Below are 21659 nucleotides of genomic sequence, written 5' to 3' on the forward strand. Positions count from 1 at the left end.
ACGCAGGCCGGCCCGCTGGTCATGCTGGCTGACGGCTCGGTCACCTTCGTGGTGTCGGTTTCGGCCGCGATCAGCATGCAGGTGGCGCCCGGCAAGGACACCACGCCGGCCGGGCTGGGCTCGGCCGCCAAGTCGTCGCCGATATTGGAGATCCGGTCCCTGATCCGCTGCAGGAAGCCTTTGCGCTCGGGCACCGGGGTGGGCTGGGCCGGCACCAGGCCCGGCGCCCTCGATTCCGGCGGCAGCACCGGTGCCCCCGGCACGGTGACGACGGGCGCTTCGGGCGGCGCAACGGCCGGCGGCGGGCTTTGCGGCGCCTCGGGGATGTCGACGGCCGCGACAGGCGGCTCGGGGGGCACGTCGGCGGGAGGAGGCGGAGTCACGACCGGTGGCGGGGGTGCGGGCACCGCCGCGGGTGCAGCGGCAGGACGCGGATCGGCGGCCGGACGAGGAGCGGCGGCCGCTGCCATATCGGGCGACGACTTGGCGGCCGGGCTGGGCTCGGCCGGCGTGGTGTCCTTGCCGGGCGCCACCTGCATGCTGATCGCGGCCGAAACCGACACCACGAAGGTGACCGTGCCGGCGGCCAGCATGGCCAGCGGGCCGGCCTGCGTGGTGTGGCGTTGCCGATGCTTCTGCGTGCGGTCGAGCGACTGGTCGCCGGCGATGGCGAACTCGTGGCTGTGGGCAGAGGCGAGCGCGGCGCCCCGGGCCAACGCCAGCTCGGCCTCGGCAGGTGCGAACACGGGCACCGACAGCATCTTCTCCAGCCGGGGCATCAGCGCGTCGAGACCGCCGCCCGACCCGACCAGGACCAGCGCCTCGGGCCGCCAGTCGGCCTTGGTGAAAACGGCGTTCAGCCAACCGGTCAACGACCTCTCGCTGTCGATCGAATGGTTGACCGCGGTCTGCACTGCGCCTTCGCGCGTGTTCACCACGAGCGCGATGGCGGTGTCGCGCTCGACGACGCACACCGCGGTGACATCGTTACCGATCATTTCGGCGAGACCCCAGGCCAACGCCTCCGACGCCTCTGGCAACTGAACCGGCATGACGTTGTCGAAGCCGCAGTGGCTCAAGGACCTGAGCAGCAGCGAGGCCTCGAGGTCGGCGTCGTCGCTCCACGTCACGCCGATCGCATGCAACCGGTGGCCACGGTTGACGGCGAGCGCCTCGGCACGTAGCACCGCCGCCGCCGCCTCATCGGAGGTCTCGCGCGGCGAGGACCGACGAGCGGGAAGAATCTCGATGGCATCGCGGTCGACGGTTGCGCCGTCGGCATCCTGTCCTTCGACGAGGACAAGGCCGACAGCAGAACGTGTCACCGACAGGCCCAGTACGGCGTCCACCCACACCCCTTCGGACGTCCATCCACCGGGGGTGACCGTAACAGCCGGGCGCGCCGCCGGCTCCGCCGGGCAGGGGACAGCGGGGCGGGTCGGCCGACGATTGCGTGAATCGAAATGTGCTGTGCCGCTTCAATCCCCTGTAAGCATCGGCTGCTCCCCTTTGCCCAGGCATCCGTTCGCAATCCCGGGTGATCACGCCCGGGACGCATACTCCCGTGGCAGGGTGACATCCCATGGCAGCAGTCGAGCAGACGGAAGGCGCGCCCAGCGGCCGCACGGTATTCGGGCACCCGATCGGCCTGACCAATCTGTTCGGAGTGGAGTTGTGGGAGCGGTTCTCCTTCTACGGGATGCTGACGATTCTCGGCTACTACCTCTACTACTCGGCCACCGACGGCGGCCTCGATCTTCCCCAGAGCACGGCCACCGGCATCGTCGGCGCCTACGGTGGCCTGGTCTACCTCTCGACGGTGCTCGGCGGGTGGATCGCCGACCGGATACTCGGTATGGAGCGCACCGTGTTCTACGGCGGCGTGGTGGTGATGTTCGGCCACATCGCCCTCGCGGTCGTGCCGGGGTTGGCGGGTGTGGCCGCGGGTCTTGTATTGGTCGCCCTGGGTTCTGGCGCGTTGAAGGCCAATGCGTCCTCCCTGCTCGGCACGCTCTACGACAAGGGCGATCCCCGCTGCGACGGCGGATTCACGCTGTTCTACCTGGGGATCAACCTGGGCGCGTTCACCGGCCCATTGATCACCGGGCTTCTGCAGACCCGCGTCGGCTTCCACTATGGATTCGGTGCGGCTGCCGTCGGCATGGCTTTGGGGCTGGCGCAGTACGTCGTGTTCCGGCGGAACCTGGGCGATCACGGTCGCCATATACCTAACCCGCTGCCGCACAGCGCCTTCGGTCGGGCAGCCGGCGTGGCGGTGGTGGGCATCGCGGTCATCGTCGTGGTCTTCGCAACCGGTGTGGTGCAGCTGTCGAATCTGTCGCAGGTCACGACCGGGGTCATCGTCGCGGCATCGTTGACCTACTTCGCGGTGATGCTCACCAGCGGGAAGGTCTCGGCCGTCGAACGAACCCGGGTACGCGCGTTCATTCCGCTGTTTGTCGCCAATGCGGTGTTCTGGTCACTGTTCCAACAGATCTTCACCGTGCTCGCCGTCTATTCCGATGAGCGGATGAACTGGTCGATCTTCGGATGGACCGCGCCATCGAGTTGGATCGGGTCGATCGAGCCGGTCTGGATCATCGCGCTCTCGCCACTTTTCGCGGTCCTGTGGACCCGGCTCGGCGATCGCGCTCCGACCACGCCCCGCAAGTTCGCGTACGGCGTCATCGGAATGGGGTGCGCGTTCCTGCTGTTTCTGCCGATGGCCGGCACTACCGGCCGCGCGGTGCCCGCGCTGTTCGTCGTCGGCGTCATGGCAGTGTTCGCGATCAGCGAGTTGCTGCTATCACCGATCGGGCTCTCGGCCACCACAAAGCTTGCGCCCGAGGCGTTCCGCGCCCAGATGATGGCTCTGTACTTCTTCTCGGTCGGCCTCGGCACTTCGATGTCGGGCGTGTTGGCCCGTTACTACGACCCCGCGCGCGAGTTCGTCTACTTCGGCGTCATCGGGGCGGTCGCGGTGGCGGCGGGCGTCGCGGTGTTCACGCTGGCGCCCTGGATCAGTCGCCACATGCAAGGCGTGCACTGACGGGCGCGCCGGCAGTCATGCGCCCAGAATATCTCGCAGCAAAGCAGACTCGATGTTACCGCCGGACACGATGATCACGGTCCGGCCCGCGGGGGCAGCCCCCTTACGGTACGCGGCCAGCGTGACGGCCCCGCTGGGTTCGCTCACCAGGTGAGCGCGCTGGACGAGTTCCACCACAGCCGAACGGATTTCGTCTTCGGTCACCGTGACGACGTCATCGAGTACATGCTGTAGATGGGCGAAGGTCAGATCGGAAGGTTGCGAGCGCAGGCCGTCGGCGATGGTGCGGTTGCGCGCTTCGATCGACCAGTCGACCCGGTGACCGGCGCGCAAGCCCTCTGCGGTGTCGGCCGCGAGTTCCGGTTCCACACCGATCACCCGGGCGTTGGGGCACAACGCTTTCACCGCCGTGCCGATACCGGAGGCGAGGCCCCCACCGCTGACCGGGACCAGGACCGTGTCGACCGTGGGCAGATCCTCGGCGATCTCCAGCCCGATCGTGCCCTGGCCCGCGATGATGTCGGGATGGTCGAAGGGCGGTATGAGCACGCCGCCGGTCTCCTCGACAACTTCGGCGGCGACCCGCTCCCGTTGTCCCGCAGCGCACAACACCACCCGCGCCCCGTGGCCGCGAGTGGCCGCCACCTTGACGTTCGGCGTCTCCTCGGGCATCACGATGTGCGCGGGCACCGCGTACATCGCCGCCGCGTACGCCACCGCCTGGGCGTGGTTTCCGCTCGAGTACGCCACCACTCCCCTGGTACGTACGGACTCGTCGAGATGACCGATCGCGTTGAACGCCCCGCGCACCTTGAACGCCCCGATCGACTGCAGGCTCTCCGGTTTGATCCAGAGCGGCCGCTCTTCGTCGTCTGCCCACGGCGCAGGCAGCAGCGGTGTGCGCAACACGAAGGCGCGGATGCGCGCGGCCGCCCGCTCGATGTCGTCCAGTGTCACCAGGTCCACGAACCCAGTGTGCCCCGGTCGGACGGCACGTCGGGCGACTTGCGCCCGAGCGTCGTGTCGGACGTGAGATCGGCAACTCCGCCGCAGATTTGCGGTGATCAGGGAGGACACTGGAGCTATGGCTGGAACCCTGTACTTCGACGGTAACTGCGGGATGTGTACCCGCGCGGTCTACACCATCGTGAGGTTGAACCGAACCGGAAACTTGCGCACCGAGACATTGCAGAGTCCCGACGCGCCGGAGCGCCTCGGAGTTCCATCGTCGCGGATCAGCGAAGCCGCCCGCTGGCTTGACGATTCCGGCGATGTCTACGCCGGCGCCGAGGCGATGAACGCGGCGGTGTCGGCCGCGCTGGGAGTTCGGCTACCCCTTCTGATCTACCGCATCCCCGGCATCCGCTCCCTGCAAGACGCCGTGTACCGGTACGTCGCGGGCCATCGGTATCGCTTCCCGGGTACGACGCCGTACTGCGAGTCGCATCCGGCCGCCTGCTGACACGATGCGCGCGACCGAATTGGCCATCCGGCCAACGCATGCCGGTGACCTCGGCGCGATCGGTGATATCTACGCACACTACGTCGAAAACGGTGTGGCGACATTCGAACTCACACGGCCGGACCACACCGAATGGGAGCGCCGATTCGGCGCCGTCGTCGAAGCAGGGTTACCGTTCGTCACCGCAACCATCGACGGCGAGATCGTCGGCTACGCATACTGCGGTCCGTGGAAGCCAAGACCCGCATACCGGCACACCGTGGAGGACTCGGTGTATGTGGCCTCCCATGCCGTCGGCCGCGGAATCGGCGGCAAGCTGCTCGACGCGTTGCTGACCGGCTGCGCCACGGCCGGTGTTCGTGAGGTGATCGCCGTCATCGTCGAAGCCGACGGGGCGACTTCGGTCGCATTGCACCGTAGTCGCGGTTTCGTCGAAGCCGGTCGGCTGACCGCCGTCGGGTTCAAGCACGGCCGATGGCTCGACACCGTGCTGCTGCAACGCAGCCTCGCGACCTGATCGGTGTCGACGCACCTGCGATTGGCCGGAGAACCTCAGGGGCGCAACCCCGCTCCATCGCTTCCGGCGATCCCGTCGAGCAGGCGGTCGCAGACGGCATCCATGTCGCGGCGCGCCTGCTCCCGATCGGCCGCCCGCGATACATAGAGTGCGGCCTCGTCGAGCGCGCCCAGCAAGACGTGCGCCGTGGCGCGCAGCGACTGGTCGGGTATGGCGCCCTCGGCGACGGCATGCGCGAGCATCGCCTCGATGACCCCGAGGCCGTACTTCATTCCCACCTCGCGCCAGCGCCCCCAGCCGAGCACCGCGGGCGCGTCGATCAAAACGATCTGCTGCACGTCGGGCTCGGCGCAGCCGTCGAGAAAAAGCCGAGCGCCGACCCGCATGGCCTCCAGCGGATCCAACGGCTGCCGTGCGCTTATCTCACGCGCGATGTCGGCGACCATGCCGCATTCGATCTCTTCGTACACCGCTTCGAACAGGCCGGCCTTGTCGCGGAACTGATGGTAGAGCGCGCCTCGGGTGACACCGGCGGCCGCAACGATGGCCTGGGTCGAGACGTCGGCGAACCCCTTGTCCGCGAACAGTTTCCGGGCTGCCCCCATCAGCTGAGCGCGCGTTGCGGCGGTGCGCTCTGCCTGGGTGCGGCGGCCGCGTGAGCCTGCGGCGGCCCGGTCATTGACTTTCATACAAGCTGCACGTAACTTTCATACTATCTGTTTGTAAGTTGTCACGGAAAGGATAGCGAACATGCCGCGATTGGCGCTGGAACAGTCCACGATCGATTACCGCGTGTTGGGTCCGGAAGATTCGCCACATCCGCCGGTGGTTTTCGTGCACGGCATCCTCGTCGACAGCCGTCTCTGGGACCGCGTGGCCGATGGGCTCGCGCGGCAGGGCTACCGCTGCTATCTGCCCACCTGGCCGCTGGGTTCGCACACGATTCCGGTGAATCCCGGTGTGGAGCTATCACCGCACACCGTGGCCGGAATGGTCGGCGATTTCATTGCCGCGCTGGGGTTGTCGGATGTGACGCTGGTCGGCAACGACACCGGGGGCGGGCTGTGCCAATTGGTCGTAGACGATGATCCCGAGCGCATCGGACGGTTGGTGCTCACCAATTGCGATGCGTTCGACAAGTTTCCGCCATTCCCCTTCAACGTGGTGTTCGCGCTGCTGCGCGGTCCGATTTCGATCAAGGTGTTGTTCAGCCTGATGCGGCTCACGGCGCTGCGTCATTCTCCGCTCGGCTTCGGCCTTCTGACACACCCGGATCCCCAGTTGACCGCGTCATGGCTGGAGCCCGCCCGCACCGACGTGCGGATCCGTCGCGATCTGGCGAGGCTGCTGCGTGCGGTCGCCGGGACGGACCTGGCGGATGTGGCCACGAGATTGCCGCGCTTCACCAAGCCGGTCACCCTGGTGTGGGGTCAGCGCGACCGCGCCTTCACGCCGGCGCTCGGCAGGCGCCTGGCCGCGTTGTTTCCGAACTCGACGCTGGTCGAGGTGCCCGAGTCCAGGACATTCGTGTCCCTCGACGCACCGAAGGCCCTGATCGACGCGATCTCGGAGCCGGTCTCGCTGCGCTGAGTTGATCCCTTCCTGGGTGAACCTTCGCGGTCTACAAGACCGCCACGGTTGCAACGGCTTTCGCGTTTGCGCCGTTAGCTTTTGGTCAGGGTGAACTGACAGACGTCGGTGTAACCCTCCCGGAACAGGTCGGCGCACCCGGTCAGGTACTTCATGTACCGGTCGTAGACCTCTTGGGACTGAATGGCGATCGCCTCGTCCTTGTGCGCCTCGAGCGCTGCGCTCCAGTGGTCCAGGGTGCGCGCGTAGTGCAACCGCAGGGGCTGCACGAGCCGGACGTTGAATCCGGCCTTGGTCGCGTGGTTCTTGACCGCCACCGGTTGTGGCAGGTCGCCGCCGGGGAAGATCTCGTCCATGATGAATTTGAAGAAGCGGATCTTGGTCATCGTGACGGGCAGGCCGCGGGCGGCGAATTCGTCGTCGTCGGGCTTGACGATGGTGTGCAGCATCATCACGCCGTCGCTGGGTAGCGCCTCGTAGGCCATCTTGAAGAACTCGTCGTAACGGTCGCGGCCGAAGTGCTCGAACGCACCGATGGACACGATCCGGTCGACCGGCTCGTGGAACTGTTCCCAGCCCTGCAGCAGGACCCGCTTGCTGCGGGGGCTGTCGAGCTCGTCGAGCACCTTCTGGACATAAGCCTGCTGGTTCTTGCTCAGCGTCAGGCCCACGACGTTGACGTCGTACTTCTCCAATGCGCGCTTGATCGTCGCGCCCCAACCGCAGCCGACGTCGAGCAGCGTCATCCCCGGCTGAAGTCCGAGCTTGCCGAGCGACAGGTCGATCTTGGCGAGCTGCGCTTCCTCGAGCGTCATGTCGTCGCGCTCGAAGTAGGCGCAACTGTAGGTCTGGGTGGGGTCGAGGAACAGCCGGTAGAAGTCGTCGGACAGGTCGTAATGCGACTGCACGTCCTCGAAATGCGGCGTGAGATTCTGGGCGGTGTCGGTCGATTTTTCTGGCACGGTAAGCCTCTGGCGTCGGAAGTGGTCAGGTTCGAAGCTCCGCACGGTTCGAGAGCCTCCCCCGTGGGTGGCAGTTTACGCACAGCGCCTGCCCGCAGACGTCATTGCCCTGGTCATAGGGCTGAGCCGCGACGTTCGAGCGCCAGGCGCCATGTGTCGTGCAGCTGGAACCGCACTATCCTGGCAGGTGCATGTCAGCAGTCCCTCGAGAAGTGGAACGGAGACCGATCATGACCAGACCTGACGGCCTCGCGTTCGGCGAAGCCATTCCCGAAGCAGATGTCGCAGAGCAGCGCATCCCGGTGGACCCGGGCGAGCAGGACACCTGGCTTGACGCCGCTGCGGCCTCGACGGCACACACGTGGGACGCCGACGAGGCGGATCTCATCGATCAGTCGATCGAGGTGCCGATTCCCGACGACGACCTCGAACTCGAGTAACGACGCCCGGTTCTGCGCGCAGTTTCCGCGCGCGTGGAGCACCGTCGGGCCGATCGGCTGCCACCACCCGCCGGTGGTAGTAAGCATGAGGCCATGGATTTGCGTGCAGAACTGTTGGAGACCCTCGACTTCGATCCCGGCGCGTCCCGTGTCTTCGGCCAGCCCTATGAAGCGGCCGACGGCACGACCGTCATTCCCGTCGCAGAGGTGCGGGGGCGGGCACGGCGCGGCGGTGAGGCGAACGTCAGGGTGCTGACCAAACCGGCCGGCGTATTCGTCGTCAAGGACGGCAAGGCCGTGTGGCGACCCGCGGTCGACGCGACGCGCATCGCGTTGACGGGCATTCTGGTCGGTCTGGTCTCGGCGACGCTTGCCGGGGTGGCGATGGTGCGTCGCCCACCGTGGCCCGATCTGTACGGGGACATCTCAACGCGGTAGCCGGAATCGGTTCAGGCGGTTCGGCGACGTGCAAGCCCTAGTGCATCCGAGCGAATGGACGTTAGGGTGCTGAAAACGCTTGCGAGAGAGCGAGGCATCGGTGGACGGAGCGGTGACGGTGTCGATGGCGGCGCCGGCGGAGCGGATCTGGGACCTGATCGCCGATGTGCGGAACACCGGCAAGTTCTCCCCCGAGGTGATGGAGGCCGAATGGCTCGGCGGCGCGACCGGCCCGGCACTGGGCGCCCGATTCCGCGGACACGTCAAGCGCAACGAGATCGGGCCGGTGTACTGGACGACATGTGAGGTGACCGCCTGCGAACCGGGCCGCGAGTTCGGGTTCGCGGTGCTCCTCGGCGACAAACCGGTGAACAACTGGCACTACCGGCTCACTCCCGTTGACGGCGGCACCGAAGTCACCGAGTCGTTCCGGCTGTCCGAATCGATACCGATGAAGGTGTTCTCGGTGTTGGGCGGTCAACTTCGACGCCGCCGCAACATCCGCGACATGCGCAAGACGCTCGAGCGCATCAAAGCCGTCGTCGAATCGCCCGACGGCGGTTGAGGCCGCGGCGCGGTCCGTGATCAGACGCTGCGCAGGCGACGTACGCGATCACTGATCGCCCGCTGCGATATGCCGGCGTTTCTGGCCAGTGCCTCGAACGCGTGCGGGCAGCCCGGGTACACGTGCAGCTCGGTGGGCACCCCGGCGTCGGCGAGGCGGCAGGCATAGGCGATGTCCTCGTTGCGGAAGATGTCGAGGTCACCCACGTCGAGGTAGGTGTCCGGGAGCTCGCCGAGGTCCGCGGCGCGCGCCGGCGCGGCGTACGGCGACACTGAATCGGTTCCCGCGTCCGCACCGAGCAACGCGCCCCAGCCGGTGGCGTTGTCGTCATAGGTCCACGTCAGAAACGGCATCAGGGCCGGATTTTGGACGCTGGGGCGGTCGTCGAGCATCGGGTAGATCAGAATCTGTGCGGCGATCGCCGGCCCGCCACGATCCCGCGCCAGGAGGCAGACAGCCGCGGCCAGGCCGCCACCGGCGCTGTCGCCCATCACGGCGATCCGGGCCGGGTCGACACCGAGCGTCGTGGCGTTTCCGGCCAGCCAGCGTAGCGCTGCAAAGCAGTCCTCGACCGGTTTCGGGTGCGGGTGCTCCGGGGCGACGCGGTAGTCGACGACGAGCATCGGCACGCCAGAGGCAGCGACGTAGTCGCGCACCGCCGCGTCGTACAGGCGGCCGATGTGTTCGAGCCCGAAGATCATTCCGCCGCCGTGCAGATACAGTGCTGCGCTGCCGGGTTGTGCCCCCGCTCGGTGGTACCAGCCGAGCGGCACCGTTGCGCCGTCCTCAGTGCGCAACGAGTACCGCGTGACTTCGACGCCCTCGGCGGGGTTCCATGCGGCGGCGACCGAGTCGAACATCCGGTGTCCGTTGACCCGCCGCGACTCGACGTCGCCCACCGGTGCGGGTTCGATGTCACCGACTGCGGCCAGAAGCGGCGCCATCTCCGCCAGCACCTGGGCGTCGATGCCGAGAGCCATGGCCCAGACACTAACGTGGCTGAACGTGTTTGTGGCCGAAGATCAGCGCATCGTCCCGTTCGCCACGGCAACGGTGCTCCCGATAGCCGGTCTGGCCGCCCTATTGCATTGTGTCGCTGGCGCATTGGGTAACGACTATTGGTTCGACGAGGTGTACATGTTGGCCATCGGCCGCCATCATCTGGACTGGGGGTCGGCCGATCAGCCGCCGGTTGTGCCGGCCCTGGCCGCAGTGATGGACACCATCGCGCCGGGGTCGTTGATCGCGCTGAGGCTGCCCGCGGTGGTGGCCACCGCGGCAGCTGTGGTGGTTGCGGGCCTGATCGCCCGTGAACTCGGATGTGACCGCCGCGCACAGGGTTTCACCGCCGCTGCCCAGGCGACGGTGATCTGGACCTCGCTGGCCGGTCACTGGCTGACGCCCTACAGCCTCGAACCTGTGCAGTGGCTACTGCTCATGTGGTTGCTGGTCCGCTGGATACGCCTGCGCGATGACCGCGTGCTTCTCGCGGCCGGCGTCGTGGTCGGTGTGGCGGCGTTGACGAAGTTTCAGGTGGTGTTGTTGTGCGTCGTGCTGCTGGGCGCGATTGCGGCGGTGGTCCGCGCGACCTTCTGCGCAGGCCGATGCTGTGGGCGGGGGCAGGGATCGCGCTGCTGCTCGCGGCACCGACATTGGTGTGGCAGTTCAACCACGGCTGGCCCCAGTTGCAGATGGCCCCGGTGGTGGCCGGCGAAGCGGAGGCGTTGTACGGCGGTAGATCCGGTATCGCCGTTCAGCTGTTGCTGTACGCCGGGGTGGCAGGTGTCGCGCTGATGGTCTACGGGCTGTGGCGGCTCCGCGATTTGCAGTTTCGCGACTACCGCTTCATCGGCGTCGCGTTCACCGTGCTCTTTGTGGTGTTCGTGGCGACCGCCGGACGGCCGTACTACCTGGCTGGGCTGTACGCGCCGCTGGCGGCGGTCGGCGCCCTGGCGTTGCAGCAGAGCCGTGAGGCTGGGTCGCGTCGCGTGCGCTGGCTGGTGTGGCCGGTGTACGCGGTGAGTGCGGCGTTGGCGGTTGGGACGCTGGTTCTTTCGGTGTCCATGGTGCGCGACGACGTCGGCGAGCAGATCGCCGCGGGCACGGCCGAGGCGTACCGGAACCTTCCTGCCGAACAACGCGAGCGCACCGCGCTGATCGGCGGGTCATACATCGTCGCGGCGTACGCCGACGGCTACGCCATGCGGTACGGATTGCCGGAGGCCTACAGCGTCAACCGCAGCTACGGCTACTTCCCGCCACCACCGCGGGACAAAGACACCGCCCTGTACATCGGAAAGGACCCCAGCGAGTTGAGCCGGTATTTCACCGATGTGCGGGTCGTGGGCGACGTCGGGGACGAGATGCGGGCGTTCTTGATGACCGGACGGCAGGAGTCGTGGGACCGAATCTATTCGCAATCACGGACGTTGACCGTGTCCTGATTCGGCCTCGCGGTGCGGACCGGTTTGGTAGAACCCGGTTGGACAGAACGACGCCAGTCAGCCGCGAAACCGAGGGAGCGTTCGATGGGTCAGTGGTCACGAGAAGAACTCGAGGACGCGTTCCGCGGCTACCAGGATGCGGTGGTAGACATCGGCCGGACCTGGAACTGGGCGAGCTACGCCGACCAGTTCACCGAAGACGCGACATATGTCGAGCATGCGCTCGGCAACATGTCCGGTCGCGAGGCGATCCGCGACTGGATCGTCCCGACGATGAACACCTTCTCGGGCAGCGAAATGCCGTTCTATCCCGTCGAGTGGTACTCGATCGACGTCGACAAGGGCTGGGTCATCAACCGGAACGTCAACACGATGAAGGATCCCGGCGACGGCAGCGTGCACGGCACACCGGTCATCACCGTGCTCAGGTATGCCGGTGACGGCAAGTGGAGCTACGAGGAGGACGCCTACAACCCGATGAACTTCCTGGTGATGGTGCAGGGCTACATCCAACGCTGCCATGAGCTCGGCACGATCTCCGACGACGCCCGGGTGTTCGCCGGAAACATGAACTGGCAGCTGTCCTAACGAATTTCCGCTTCTGCGGCCGCACACGGCCTACTCTCGGGAGGGTGGGTATCGCGACGCCGCACACATCTGGAGTACAGCTGGCCCGGGCGAACGGCACAGCGCCGCCGCAGGTGCCGTTGTCCGACATCGACCTGGGCTCCTGGAAGTTCTGGGTGCAATCCGACGACTTCCGAGACGGCGCGTTCGCCACGCTGCGCCGCGAAGCGCCGGTGTCGTTCCATCTTCCGCTCGAGACACCCGGTGTTCAGGAGGGGCCCGGGCACTGGGCGATCACCCGGTTCGACGACGTCTGGTACGCAAGCCGTCATCCGCACATCTTCAGCTCGAGCCCGAGCATCACGATCAATGACGCCAACCCGGAACTGTCGGAGTACTTCGGCTCGATGATCGTGATGGACGACCCGCGTCATCTGCGGCTGCGCAACATCGTCAGCCGGGCGTTCACCCCGCGAGTGGTGGCGCGCACCGAGGCGTCGGTCCGCGACCGGGCCCGCCGTCTCGTCGAGGCGATGATCGCCGAACATCCCGACGGTCACGGCGAAATCGTCGGGGAGCTGGCGGGGCCGCTGCCGCTGCAGGTGATCTGCGACATGATGGGCATCCCGGAGGACGATCACCAGCAGATTTTCCACTGGACCAACGTGATTCTCGGCTTCGGCGACAAGGACATCGCGCAGGACTACGAGGAGTTCGTCAAGGTCGCGATGGACATCGGCGCCTACGCGACCGCCCACGCCGAGGACCGTCGGGCGCGTCCGCAGGAAGATCTGACGACCGCCCTGGTGCAGGCCGAGGTCGACGGTGAGCGGCTGACGTCGGCGGAGATCGCATCCTTCTTCATCTTGCTCGTCGTCGCCGGCAACGAGACCACCCGCAACGCGATCAGCCACGGCGTGCTGGCGCTCACCCGCTATCCCGAGGAGCGGGCGCGGTGGTGGGCAGATTACGAAACCCTGGCCCCCACGGCGGTCGAGGAGATCGTCCGGTGGGCCTCGCCGGTGATCTACATGCGGCGCACGCTCACCGAGGACTGTGAACTGAGCGGCGTCAAGATGGCCGCCGGCGACAAGGCCACGCTGTGGTACTGCTCGGCGAACCGCGACGAGGACAGGTTCGCCGACCCGTGGACATTCGACGTGGGGCGTAACCCCAATCCCCATGCCGGGTTCGGCGGCGGTGGCGCACATTTCTGCCTGGGCGCGAATTTGGCCCGGCGTGAGATCAGCGTCGTCTTCGAGGAACTGCACCGGCGGATACCTGACATCGCCGCGACCGAGGAACCGGCGCGGCTGCTGTCGCCGTTCATCCACGGGATCAAGCGCTTACCGGTGTCCTGGACACCTCCGTCACCGCCTGAGTGAAACCGAGCCGCTCGCGTGGCCGTCCCCGGGAAAACCTGTGTCGTCGGCTGCTCGACGGGTAACCAACGGCCATGCAACCCGAACACTTCCGCACTTTGCTGACCTCGAACGGCCCATACGCGTCGGTGTACTTCGACGATTCGCACAACACAGCCGACGCGGCCGCGCAGATGGAGTTGAAGTGGAGGTCGCTGCGTGAGCAACTCGAGCAGCAGGGCGCCGATCCGGCGGTGACGCAGAGCATCGAACAGGCCGTCGTGGAGACCACTCCGCCGGTCGGACCCAGCGGCCGGGCCGTGGTGGCGAGCCGCGACGGCATCCTGGTCAACGAGCACCTCATCCGGCCGATCAGCCCCGTCGTGCGCGTCTCGTCGCTGCCCTACATCGTCCCGGTCGTCGAACACGCCCTTGACCGGCCGACATACGCGGTGGTGATCGTCGACCACGAGGGTGGCGACATCACGCTGTACCGCGAGGGCACCGCGGTGTCGGACACGGTTGACGGTGATGCGTACCCGGTGCACAAGGCGTCAGGGGCGGAGACACCTGGCTACGGCGATCCGCAACGCGCCGCCGAGGGGGCGCGCCAACAGAACATCCGCGCGGTCGCGGGCGAGCTCACCACCTTGGTCGACGACGCCGGACCGGAGGTGGTGTTCGTCGTCGGCGAAGTTCAGTCCCGCACCGATCTTGTCGCGCACCTGCCCGAACGGGTCACCGCCCTGGTCGTCGACGTGAATGTCGGCGCGCGGCACAGCGGTTTCGACGACGCAGACCTGCAGCACGCGATCGACCAGGAGTTCCAACACCGCCGCCTGGCCGCGATCGACGATGCCGCACAACGGTTCAGCGCAGAGTCGGGCCGAGGTGAAGGCCTGGCGACCGAAGGCCTCGACGGCGTCACCGCGGCCCTGCGGGCCGGGGCGGTCGAGACGCTGATCATCGGCGACGTCGGTGATGCGACCGTCGTCGCCGGTGACGACCTCGCGACGATCGCACCGAATGCCAACGTGCTCTCCGAACTCGGGACGGCTCCGACCCAGACCCTTCGCGCAGACGAGGCGCTCCCGATGGCGGCGATCGCGACCGGTGCCGCGTTGATCCGCACCGATGAGCGCATCGCGCCGGCCGACGGCGTCGCGGCGATCCTGCGGTACGCGCTGCCCCGCTGACCGCCGCAGCTGCCGCTCAGCGGGCGCCGACGATATTGGCCAGCGCCGCGATCGAAGTGTCGTCGAGGTGCTGGCACAGCTCGAGAGGATGTTCGAAAACCCGTTGTGCCCCAGACTTTTCGAGCTCTGAACGGGACACTCCCCCGCTCAGCACCCCGATGCTGCCGACTCCGGCGCGCCGACAGGCCTCCATATCCCACACCGTGTCGCCCAGGAAGACGGCGTGCGAGGCCGTCACCCCGGCGCGCTCGAGCGCGATCTCGATGATGTCGGGTTCGGGTTTGGCGGTGTCCACGTCCTTCGACGACGTCACCGCGAACACCAGGTGGTCGCAGTCGAGCACCTCGCGCAGGACCGACAACTCCTCCTCCGGAGCCGAGGTCGCCAACACGACCCGGATGTCGAGCTTGTGGACGGCTTCGAGCAGTTCCCGCGCACCCGGCAACCGTCTGAGATGGGGTGCCAGTTCCTTGTAATAGCGCGAGTGCAGATCCTTGGCCTGCTCACGCGCTGCCTCGCCGGCTGCCCCGGCCAGGGTGTTGACCAGCGTCGTGCCGTCCATCCCGATCGAGCGGTGGATGCGCCAAGCCTCAACGGGGTGGCCGGCCTCCTCGAACGCCCGGTACCACGCGTACACGTGCAGGTAGTTCGAGTCGACCAGCGTGCCGTCGACGTCGAACAACACCGCCGACGTGGTCTTCGCCCGGCCGGTCACGGACGGCGCTGTTCGGGTGCCCGGGTGTGGTCGGAACGGGTGGGTGGATCCGCCGGTGTCCCATCGGCTGAGGTGGCGGCGGCATCCGTGGTGCCGGCCCTGGGGTCGAGAGCGTCGGCGCGGGCGCGTTGTTCGTTGAGTTCGTCGCGCTTGGTGGTCACGTCGTCGCGATGCGTGCGGGCGGCGTCCTGCAGCCGGGCCGCCTCGGCCGCCTTCGCCTCCGCCTCCGCCTGCGCGGCGCGGGCCCGTGCCTCGGTCTCCTGGGCCACGTTCTCGCGCTTGTCGACGTGCTGGGTCTTCTGGTCGATCTCCGCCCGGAGCCGGTCGGCCTCCATGCGGCGGCGCTTGGTGCGCGCATTGCGTGCCAGGAACGCCACCAGCGCGATGACGGCGATCACCGCGATGGCGACGACGATCCACACGATGACGTTGCTATCCATGTCGGCTCCTTCGATCGGTCGAGCCGGCTCATTGACGAACCCGCTAATTCTGCGGGTAACCGGGCGCAGGCCCGGTTAAACGGGGTGGGCCGCAGTCGCTACAGCGTCGCGGTCAGCGGGCCGGCCGGCGCGCAGACCGGTTGCGGCGGGTTACCCGTCGTCGAGCAACCTCGACCGGTGGCGACATAGGTGGCGCCGGGCTGGTGCGGCGAGAAGTACACCCGCGCCGGCAACAGCCCGTTGTTCTGCTCGCACCGCCCGGGGCCCTGGCCACCCTGCAGTTGGACGCAGGCGATCGATTGATACGGGATGGCGCCGTCGCATCCCGCCGGTGACATCGTCACGGCCACCATGGCGGTGCCCGAGACTTCGACGACGTGTGGCGGGGACAGCGTGTAGGTGCACGGCGGCGTCTGGGGATCGGCGCCCGCCGCGGCGGTGATCGGTAGACAGCTCAGGGCGACGGTGAGGACCGAAACCATCAGCGACCTGATCATTCCCAGATCCTAAGCCACCCTGGGCGCGTAAATGGCCGTCTCGCCGCGGTTTGCGTCAGCGCACGCCCAGCGCCTGCAGCATGCCGGTCGCGGCCCTCGGCCAGGTGAACTGTTCGGCGCGGCGGCGGGCCTCGTTGCGACGCACCGTTTCCGGACGGCTGATGACCGACGCGACGGCGTTCGCGATCGCGACCGGGTCGTTGTCGGCGGCCGCTCCGCTTTCGGCGTCCAGGATCTCGGTGAGCGCCGACGTACGCGACACCACCGCTGGTGTCCCACACGCGAGCGCTTCCAGTGCGGCCAGCCCGAACGTCTCGTGCGGGCCGGGCGCCAACGCGACGTCGGCGGTCGCCAGGATCGTTGCGACGGTGTCGCGGCAGCCGATGTAGCCGGTGAAGTCGACGGGCAGACGCGCGGCCTGCCGTTCGAGCCGCGTCCGCAGCGGCCCGTCCCCCACGACGACGAGCCTGGCGTCGACGCCCGTGGCGCGCAGTGCCGCAACGGTGTCGATGCTGCGGTGGGCATGCTTTTCCACCGACAGGCGACCGCAATGCACCAGCAGCGTCTGCTCCGGGGCGGCCCAGCGTTTCCGGACCGACGCGGAGCGGTGGCGGGGATGGAACTGGTCGAGGTCCACCCCCAGCGGCACGGTGAACACATTCGAGGCGTGGATGCGGTCGAACTCGTCACGCGCGAACCCCGTCGTACACACCACCGCGTCATAACTTTGGGCGGTGCGACGGTTCGCGATGTCGGCGACCATGCGCGCGGCCCGCTTCGGAAGCACCTGCCCGACAAGGCGATCGAGCCGCTCATGCGAAATCATCACCGTCGCGACGCCGTGATGTCGGCCCCAAGCGCCCAGGGAACGCAGCGTGAGCCGATCCGACACCTCGACGGCATCGGGGGTGAGCTGTTCCAGCAGTGCGGTCACCGGACCGGGCAGCGCCGCGCGATACCCGCCCGTGAACGGAATACCGCGCGCGGGCAACGAGATCCGAACGACTCCTGACGGCAGCCGCCGCGACTCGGGGCGTGCTCCCGGCACGACAAGGTAAACCTCGTGACCGCGTGCGCAGTATTCGGCACCGAGTCGGTCGACCGCCGTGCGTAGGCCGCCCGAGCGCGGGCCGTAGAAGTTCGCTACCTGCACAACCCGCATGCGCTCAATGTGACCGCGGTGCGTGTGCGGTCACCAACGAGGCGATGACGCTCGGGCGAAGTGCGCGTTAACAACGCTGGTGAAGTGTCGACTGCGTCAGCCGATGTAGCGGGTGAACCAGTCCTGCACGCGGCGCCACGCGTCGGCGGCCGCGGTGGCGTTGTAGCGCTCGCGGGTGTCGTTGAAGAACGCATGGTCGGCGTCGGGTTCGGTGACCAGTTCGAACACCAGGCCGGCCTTCTCCAGAGCCGCCCTGGCGACGGGCTCGGTGGCGTTCACCCGTTGATCGCGGTCGGCGTAAATCCCCAGCACCGCAACATCTTTCGAACGCGAAAAGTTCGGGTCCTCGGGCGTCGGGCCGTAGAACGGTACCGCCGCCGACAGCCGCGGCTCACCGGCGGCCAGCAGTCGCCAGACATAACCGCCACCCATGCAGAACCCGACGGCGGCGAACTTCTGGCGGGGGACGCGTCGCTGGAGTTCGTCGACACCGGACCTCAGGTCGGCCAGCGCCTCCTCGGGCGGAATCTTGCCCAAAGCGGCCGTCGCCTCGGCGGGGTCGGCGAACGTTGCCGTTCCGCCCTGCGCCGAGAGCAGATCGATCGCCAACGCGGAGTAGCCGATCCCCGCGAACCGTCCCGCCACCGAGCGGGTGCGATCGTTGAGTCCCTTGTTCTCGTGGATGACCAGGACGCCGCCCCGGGGGTTCGGCGCTTCGGCCCAGGCGCCCTGCAGTTCACCCCGAGGCCCGGCCCACGTGATCGGCGCGGTCGGCACGGCGTTCTCGGCGCCCGGGGGCGGTGCGCCCGGGTCACTCGACGTCACCGGCGCCTCCTCCGCGGGCTCACGGTTTCGGCTGCACGCGGCGATCAACGCCGACGCCCCGGCGGTGCCGACACCGAGCAGGGCGAGCCGACGCAGCGCCTCGCGCCGCGACAGCAGCCCGTCGACGTGGTCGGTGGCGATCTCTTCAGCGATATAGCGCTGCAACGGGGTCATCTCCGCGAGTATGCCCCCATGGATTCGACACCTGAACGCGATGCGTTACGCGGTCGTATTGCGGTCGTCGCCGGAGCCACCCGCGGCGCCGGGCGGGGCATCGCAGCCGCCCTCGGCGAAGCCGGTGCGACAGTGGTCTGCACGGGCCGCAGCAGCAGATCAAGCAATTCACAATCGGATTACGATCGTCCCGAAACTATCGAGGGCACAGCCGAACTCGTCACCTCACTCGGCGGTCTCGGCATACCCGTGCAGGTCGACCATCTCGACGTCGCGCAGGTTCGCCGGCTCGCCGACCAGCTCCACGCCGAGTTCGATGCAATCGACATCCTGGTAAACGACATCTGGGGTGCCGAACTGCTCAAGGGGCCGCCGCCGACGTGGAATCGCCCGATGTGGGACCACGACCTCGAGGCCGGCCTGCGAATCCTGCGGCTGGGCCTCGACACCCATCTGATCACGTCGCATTGTCTGCTGCCGCTGATGGTCGATCGACCCGGCGGGCTGCTGGTCGAGGTCACCGACGGCACCCGCGGGTACAACGCCGAGCACTACCGGTTGTCGGTGTTCTACGACTTGGTCAAAACCGCCGTGAATCGGCTGGCCTTCAGCCACGGCCACGAACTCGAGCCGTTCGGCGCTACCGCGGTAGCGGTGACGCCGGGGTGGCTGCGCTCGGAGATGATGCTCAACAACTATGGCGTCACCGAAGAGAACTGGCGCCAGGCGCTGGCGGCCGACCGTACGGATGGTCCGACCGCGCCACCCGGCTTCGAGAAGTCGGAGACACCGCGCTACCTCGGCCGGGGCATCGCGGCGATCGCCGCCGACGACTCCCGCGCCAAGTGGAATCAGCGGTCGGTCAGCTCCGCCGAGCTAGCCCGCGAGTACGGCTTCACCGACGTCGACGGCCGCCAGCCGGACAGCTGGTCCGTCGAATGACGTACGTCAGTCATTGGAGTAGACAAATCGCAGAATCTGTTCACGATTTTCATTGACACTCGTCAACTCGGGCTGTTCTATGGCGTGGTGAGCTACGACACGATCATCCGCAACGGTCGCTGGTTCGACGGCACCGGTGCCTCGTCGGCCATGCGAAACCTCGGTATCCGCGACGGTCGCATCGTCGCGGTCAGCCCCGACGACCTCGACGCGACCGACTGTCCCCAGGTCATCGACGCGACCGGCAAGTGGGTGCTGCCGGGCATGCTCGACATCCACACGCACTACGACGTCGAGGTACTGGGCGGCCCCGCCCTGGCCGAATCGCTGCGACACGGCGTGACCACCGTGATGCTCGGCTCCTGCTCACTGTCGACGGTGCATGTCGACGCCACCGACGCGGGCGACATCTTCGGTCGAGTGGAAGCGATCCCCCGAGAACACGTCATCGGCGCGATCGAGCACCACAAGACCTGGACGAATTGCGAGGAGTACATCGAGGCGCTGGAGTCGCGGCCGCTCGGCCCCAACGTCGCGGCCTTCATCGGGCACTCCGACATGCGAGCCGCGGTGATGGGCCTGGACCGCGCCACCCGCAAGGACGTGCGACCCACCACGGGCGAACAAGCACAGATGGAGCGCTGGCTGGCCGAGGCGCTGAAGGCAGGCTTCGTCGGAATGTCTTCGCAACAACTGCTTTTCGACAAGCTCGACGGTGACGTGTGCAGGTCGCGGACGCTGCCGTCGACCTACGCCAAGCCGCGGGAGCTGCGCCGGTTGAAGTCGCTGCTGCGCCGCGCCGGACGGGTGCTGCAGTCGGGCCCGGACATCCAGAACCCGCTCAACCTCGGCTCGCAGCTGGCGCAGTCGCTGGGCATCGTCCGCAATCCGCTCAAGACCAGCCTGCTGTCGGCGGCGGACGTGAAATCCAACCCGTACAGCATTCACGCATTGGGTCCAGCGGCCCGGCTTGTCAACAAGCTCGGCGGCAACTTCCGCTGGCAGCACCTGCCGGTGCCGTTCGAGGTCTACGCCGACGGCATCGACCTGGTCGTCTTCGAGGAGTTCGGGGCGGGCGCCGCGGCGCTGCACCTGCGCGACGAGGTCGAGCGCAACGAGTTGATGCGCGACGAGGCCTACCGCCGCCGCTTCCGCAAGGAGTACGAAAGCAAGCTGGGCATCCGCGTGTGGCAGCGCGACTTCTTCGACGCCGACATCGTCGCGTGTCCCGATGCTTCGGTTGTCGGCAAGTCGTTCGGCCAGGTCGGCCGGGACCGCGGCGGGCTGCACCCCGTCGACGCGTTCCTCGATTTGGTGCTCGAGCATGGCAGGGCGCTGCGCTGGCGGACCACGATCTCCAACCACCGGCCCCAAGTGCTCAGAAAGCTCGCGCGCGACACCGGTATCCAGATGGGCTTCTCCGACGCCGGCGCACACCTGCGCAACATGGCGTTCTACAACATGGGTCTGCGGTTGCTGCGCCACGTGCGCGACGCCGAGAAGGCCGGCCGGCCTTTCATGACGGTGGAACACGCGGTGCACCGGCTCACCGGGGAACTGGCCGATTGGTACCGCATCGACGCGGGCCATCTGCGTATCGGGGACCGCGCCGACGTCGTCGTCATCGACCCCGCGCGTCTCGACGATTCGCTGGACACCTACGCCGAAGCGGAAGTCGACCAGTACGGCGGGCTCTCACGCATGGTCAACCGCAACGACGACACTGTGGCCGCCGTGTTGGTCGGAGGGCGTGCGGTGTTCCTCGACGGCAACCTCACCGACGTCGTCGGCAATCGGCGGACCGGGCGGTTTCTGCGTGCGGCGCACAAGGCGCCGGCGCTCTCGCGACAGGAAGGTGAACTGGCCAGTGTCAGTTAGCGATACGGTGCTCGGCATGTGGAAGGCGCTTTCGGCGCGGGACTGGGAGGCGGTGAAGACCTTCCTGTCCGACGACTGCATCTACCTCGACATGCCGGTCGGCCCGACCGCTGCCGCGCGTGGGCCCGAAGACATCGTCAAGCGCCTCAAGATCGGCCTCGAGCCGCTGGCGTCCTACGAGAACTTCGACGGCCTGATGCTCGACAACGGTGCGGACGTGATGTACGAGCATCACGAGGAATGGCACTGGGCCACAGGCGAATCGGCAGTCCTGAAGTTCGTCAGCGTGCACCGCGTCGAGAACGGCAAGATCACGCTGTGGAAGGACTACTGGGACATGGGGGCGCTCGCCAACAACGCGCCGCCCACCTGGATGGAGGATTTCGCCAACGCCGACATGTCGTGGGTGTTCGACGCGACCGGCCTGGTCTAGGT

The 21659-nt window shown here is 67.4% G+C and carries 24 protein-coding genes; 14 read left to right on the forward strand and 10 right to left on the reverse strand.

Annotated elements, in window-relative coordinates; genetic code table 11:
- Positions 1 to 1349, reverse strand: a 1349-nt coding sequence (locus AU185_RS06805) for a DUF7159 family protein (RefSeq protein WP_216636415.1), incomplete at its 3' end; no start/stop codon positions are given.
- Between the two features lie 233 nt (positions 1350 to 1582).
- Between AU185_RS06805 and AU185_RS06810 the strand changes: the two genes are divergently transcribed.
- Positions 1583 to 3049, forward strand: coding sequence for a peptide MFS transporter (locus AU185_RS06810; RefSeq protein ID WP_059098478.1), 1467 nt, complete (start codon positions 1583 to 1585; stop codon positions 3047 to 3049).
- Positions 3050 to 3064: 15 nt separating this feature from the next.
- On the opposite strand, the gene AU185_RS06815 is transcribed toward AU185_RS06810, so the two are convergent.
- Positions 3065 to 4015: a threonine ammonia-lyase gene (locus AU185_RS06815; RefSeq protein ID WP_059098479.1), complete on the reverse strand. Its 951-nt coding sequence runs from the start codon at positions 4013 to 4015 to the stop codon at positions 3065 to 3067.
- Positions 4016 to 4133: 118 nt separating this feature from the next.
- Between AU185_RS06815 and AU185_RS06820 the strand changes: the two genes are divergently transcribed.
- Together AU185_RS06820 and AU185_RS06825 are read left to right on the forward strand one after the other, a co-directional pair.
- The gene (locus AU185_RS06820) at positions 4134 to 4511 is read left to right on the forward strand and encodes a thiol-disulfide oxidoreductase DCC family protein (RefSeq protein ID WP_059098480.1); all 378 of its coding nucleotides are present in this window, start codon (positions 4134 to 4136) and stop codon (positions 4509 to 4511) included.
- Between the two features lie 4 nt (positions 4512 to 4515).
- Positions 4516 to 5028 carry a GNAT family N-acetyltransferase gene (locus AU185_RS06825; RefSeq protein ID WP_059098481.1) on the forward strand — a complete coding sequence of 171 codons (513 nt, stop codon included), beginning with the start codon at positions 4516 to 4518 and terminating at the stop codon, positions 5026 to 5028.
- Positions 5029 to 5063: 35 nt separating this feature from the next.
- On the opposite strand, the gene AU185_RS06830 is transcribed toward AU185_RS06825, so the two are convergent.
- Positions 5064 to 5717, reverse strand: a complete 654-nt coding sequence (locus tag AU185_RS06830) for a TetR/AcrR family transcriptional regulator (RefSeq protein WP_059098482.1) — start codon at positions 5715 to 5717, stop codon at positions 5064 to 5066.
- A gap of 61 nt (positions 5718 to 5778) precedes the next feature.
- On the opposite strand from AU185_RS06830, the gene AU185_RS06835 reads away from it, so the two are divergent.
- Positions 5779 to 6618, forward strand: coding sequence for an alpha/beta fold hydrolase (locus AU185_RS06835; RefSeq protein ID WP_059098483.1), 840 nt, complete (start codon positions 5779 to 5781; stop codon positions 6616 to 6618).
- Between the two features lie 74 nt (positions 6619 to 6692).
- On the opposite strand, the gene AU185_RS06840 is transcribed toward AU185_RS06835, so the two are convergent.
- Positions 6693 to 7580, reverse strand: a complete 888-nt coding sequence (locus AU185_RS06840; RefSeq protein WP_059098484.1) for a cyclopropane mycolic acid synthase family methyltransferase — start codon at positions 7578 to 7580, stop codon at positions 6693 to 6695.
- A 230-nt stretch (positions 7581 to 7810) separates the two neighbouring features.
- Between AU185_RS06840 and AU185_RS06845 the strand changes: the two genes are divergently transcribed.
- The 3 genes from AU185_RS06845 (at position 7811) to AU185_RS06855 (ending at position 9023) form a co-directional block, all read left to right on the forward strand.
- Positions 7811 to 8020: an Rv3202a family protein gene (locus AU185_RS06845; protein ID WP_059098485.1), complete on the forward strand. Its 210-nt coding sequence runs from the start codon at positions 7811 to 7813 to the stop codon at positions 8018 to 8020.
- Between the two features lie 93 nt (positions 8021 to 8113).
- Entirely contained in the window at positions 8114 to 8458 is a 345-nt protein-coding gene (locus AU185_RS06850; protein WP_059098486.1) for a hypothetical protein, read from the forward strand.
- Between the two features lie 100 nt (positions 8459 to 8558).
- A complete protein-coding gene (locus tag AU185_RS06855; protein ID WP_059098487.1) occupies positions 8559 to 9023 on the forward strand; it encodes an SRPBCC family protein in 465 nt (154 codons plus the stop codon).
- Between the two features lie 20 nt (positions 9024 to 9043).
- Here AU185_RS06855 and AU185_RS06860 read toward each other — a convergent pair whose 3' ends face one another.
- The gene (locus tag AU185_RS06860) at positions 9044 to 10003 is read right to left on the reverse strand and encodes an alpha/beta hydrolase (RefSeq protein WP_059098488.1); all 960 of its coding nucleotides are present in this window, start codon (positions 10001 to 10003) and stop codon (positions 9044 to 9046) included.
- On the opposite strand from AU185_RS06860, the gene AU185_RS25530 reads away from it, so the two are divergent.
- The 4 genes from AU185_RS25530 (at position 10002) to AU185_RS06880 (ending at position 14591) form a co-directional block, all read left to right on the forward strand.
- Positions 10002 to 10817 carry a glycosyltransferase family 39 protein gene (locus tag AU185_RS25530; RefSeq protein WP_231740255.1) on the forward strand — a complete coding sequence of 272 codons (816 nt, stop codon included), beginning with the start codon at positions 10002 to 10004 and terminating at the stop codon, positions 10815 to 10817. The two genes, AU185_RS06860 and AU185_RS25530, sit on opposite strands and share 2 nt — an antisense overlap.
- A 734-nt stretch (positions 10818 to 11551) precedes the next feature.
- Positions 11552 to 12055: a Cif family virulence factor gene (locus tag AU185_RS06870; RefSeq protein ID WP_059098489.1), complete on the forward strand. Its 504-nt coding sequence runs from the start codon at positions 11552 to 11554 to the stop codon at positions 12053 to 12055.
- A gap of 44 nt (positions 12056 to 12099) precedes the next feature.
- Positions 12100 to 13419, forward strand: coding sequence for a cytochrome P450 (locus AU185_RS06875; protein ID WP_059098490.1), 1320 nt, complete (start codon positions 12100 to 12102; stop codon positions 13417 to 13419).
- A gap of 71 nt (positions 13420 to 13490) precedes the next feature.
- On the forward strand, positions 13491 to 14591 hold the full coding sequence (locus AU185_RS06880; RefSeq protein WP_059098491.1) for an Rv2629 family ribosome hibernation factor: 1101 nt from the start codon (positions 13491 to 13493) through the stop codon (positions 14589 to 14591).
- A 16-nt stretch (positions 14592 to 14607) separates the two neighbouring features.
- Here the strand turns inward: AU185_RS06880 and AU185_RS06885 are convergent, their stop codons facing one another.
- The 5 genes from AU185_RS06885 to AU185_RS06905 all read right to left on the reverse strand — a co-directional run bounded on the left by AU185_RS06885 (position 14608) and on the right by AU185_RS06905 (position 18404).
- Positions 14608 to 15306 carry an HAD family hydrolase gene (locus tag AU185_RS06885; RefSeq protein WP_059098492.1) on the reverse strand — a complete coding sequence of 233 codons (699 nt, stop codon included), beginning with the start codon at positions 15304 to 15306 and terminating at the stop codon, positions 14608 to 14610.
- Positions 15303 to 15746, reverse strand: coding sequence for a hypothetical protein (locus AU185_RS06890; RefSeq protein ID WP_059098493.1), 444 nt, complete (start codon positions 15744 to 15746; stop codon positions 15303 to 15305). Before AU185_RS06890 ends, AU185_RS06885 begins: the two co-directional genes overlap by 4 nt.
- A 98-nt stretch (positions 15747 to 15844) precedes the next feature.
- Positions 15845 to 16243, reverse strand: a complete 399-nt coding sequence (locus AU185_RS06895; protein WP_059098494.1) for a hypothetical protein — start codon at positions 16241 to 16243, stop codon at positions 15845 to 15847.
- 55 nt (positions 16244 to 16298) lie between these two features.
- Positions 16299 to 17405, reverse strand: a complete 1107-nt coding sequence (locus AU185_RS06900) for a glycosyltransferase (RefSeq protein WP_059098495.1) — start codon at positions 17403 to 17405, stop codon at positions 16299 to 16301.
- 96 nt (positions 17406 to 17501) lie between these two features.
- Positions 17502 to 18404 carry a dienelactone hydrolase family protein gene (locus AU185_RS06905; protein WP_059098496.1) on the reverse strand — a complete coding sequence of 301 codons (903 nt, stop codon included), beginning with the start codon at positions 18402 to 18404 and terminating at the stop codon, positions 17502 to 17504.
- Positions 18405 to 18422: 18 nt separating this feature from the next.
- On the opposite strand from AU185_RS06905, the gene AU185_RS06910 reads away from it, so the two are divergent.
- The 3 genes from AU185_RS06910 (at position 18423) to AU185_RS06920 (ending at position 21657) form a co-directional block, all read left to right on the forward strand.
- Positions 18423 to 19346, forward strand: a complete 924-nt coding sequence (locus AU185_RS06910) for an SDR family oxidoreductase (RefSeq protein ID WP_059098497.1) — start codon at positions 18423 to 18425, stop codon at positions 19344 to 19346.
- An 87-nt stretch (positions 19347 to 19433) separates the two neighbouring features.
- The gene (locus tag AU185_RS06915; RefSeq protein ID WP_082683786.1) at positions 19434 to 21224 is read left to right on the forward strand and encodes an N-acyl-D-amino-acid deacylase family protein; all 1791 of its coding nucleotides are present in this window, start codon (positions 19434 to 19436) and stop codon (positions 21222 to 21224) included.
- Positions 21214 to 21657: a nuclear transport factor 2 family protein gene (locus AU185_RS06920; protein WP_059098499.1), complete on the forward strand. Its 444-nt coding sequence runs from the start codon at positions 21214 to 21216 to the stop codon at positions 21655 to 21657. The genes AU185_RS06915 and AU185_RS06920 overlap by 11 nt, the downstream gene beginning before the upstream one ends.
- The last annotated feature ends 2 nt before the right edge of the window (positions 21658 to 21659 follow it).

This window comes from Mycobacterium sp. GA-0227b (genome assembly GCF_001499855.1).
Classification (GTDB): Bacteria; Actinomycetota; Actinomycetes; order Mycobacteriales; family Mycobacteriaceae; genus Mycobacterium.

Bases quoted from the DNA above. Each gene is read 5' to 3' on its own strand.
- AU185_RS06810 (WP_059098478.1), top strand. From the start codon at position 1,583: ATGGCAGCAGTCGAGCAGACGGAAGGCGCGCCCAGCGGCCGCACGGTA.
- AU185_RS06900 (WP_059098495.1), bottom strand. From the start codon at position 17,405: ATGCGGGTTGTGCAGGTAGCGAACTTCTACGGCCCGCGCTCGGGCGGC.
- AU185_RS06895 (WP_059098494.1), bottom strand. From the start codon at position 16,243: ATGATCAGGTCGCTGATGGTTTCGGTCCTCACCGTCGCCCTGAGCTGT.
- AU185_RS06910 (WP_059098497.1), top strand. From the start codon at position 18,423: ATGGATTCGACACCTGAACGCGATGCGTTACGCGGTCGTATTGCGGTC.
- AU185_RS06825 (WP_059098481.1), top strand. From the start codon at position 4,516: ATGCGCGCGACCGAATTGGCCATCCGGCCAACGCATGCCGGTGACCTC.
- AU185_RS06830 (WP_059098482.1), bottom strand. From the start codon at position 5,717: ATGAAAGTCAATGACCGGGCCGCCGCAGGCTCACGCGGCCGCCGCACC.
- AU185_RS06860 (WP_059098488.1), bottom strand. From the start codon at position 10,003: ATGGCTCTCGGCATCGACGCCCAGGTGCTGGCGGAGATGGCGCCGCTT.
- AU185_RS06880 (WP_059098491.1), top strand. From the start codon at position 13,491: ATGCAACCCGAACACTTCCGCACTTTGCTGACCTCGAACGGCCCATAC.
- AU185_RS06890 (WP_059098493.1), bottom strand. From the start codon at position 15,746: ATGGATAGCAACGTCATCGTGTGGATCGTCGTCGCCATCGCGGTGATC.
- AU185_RS25530 (WP_231740255.1), top strand. From the start codon at position 10,002: ATGGCCCAGACACTAACGTGGCTGAACGTGTTTGTGGCCGAAGATCAG.
- AU185_RS06850 (WP_059098486.1), top strand. From the start codon at position 8,114: ATGGATTTGCGTGCAGAACTGTTGGAGACCCTCGACTTCGATCCCGGC.
- AU185_RS06835 (WP_059098483.1), top strand. From the start codon at position 5,779: ATGCCGCGATTGGCGCTGGAACAGTCCACGATCGATTACCGCGTGTTG.
- AU185_RS06820 (WP_059098480.1), top strand. From the start codon at position 4,134: ATGGCTGGAACCCTGTACTTCGACGGTAACTGCGGGATGTGTACCCGC.
- AU185_RS06870 (WP_059098489.1), top strand. From the start codon at position 11,552: ATGGGTCAGTGGTCACGAGAAGAACTCGAGGACGCGTTCCGCGGCTAC.
- AU185_RS06905 (WP_059098496.1), bottom strand. From the start codon at position 18,404: ATGACCCCGTTGCAGCGCTATATCGCTGAAGAGATCGCCACCGACCAC.
- AU185_RS06845 (WP_059098485.1), top strand. From the start codon at position 7,811: ATGACCAGACCTGACGGCCTCGCGTTCGGCGAAGCCATTCCCGAAGCA.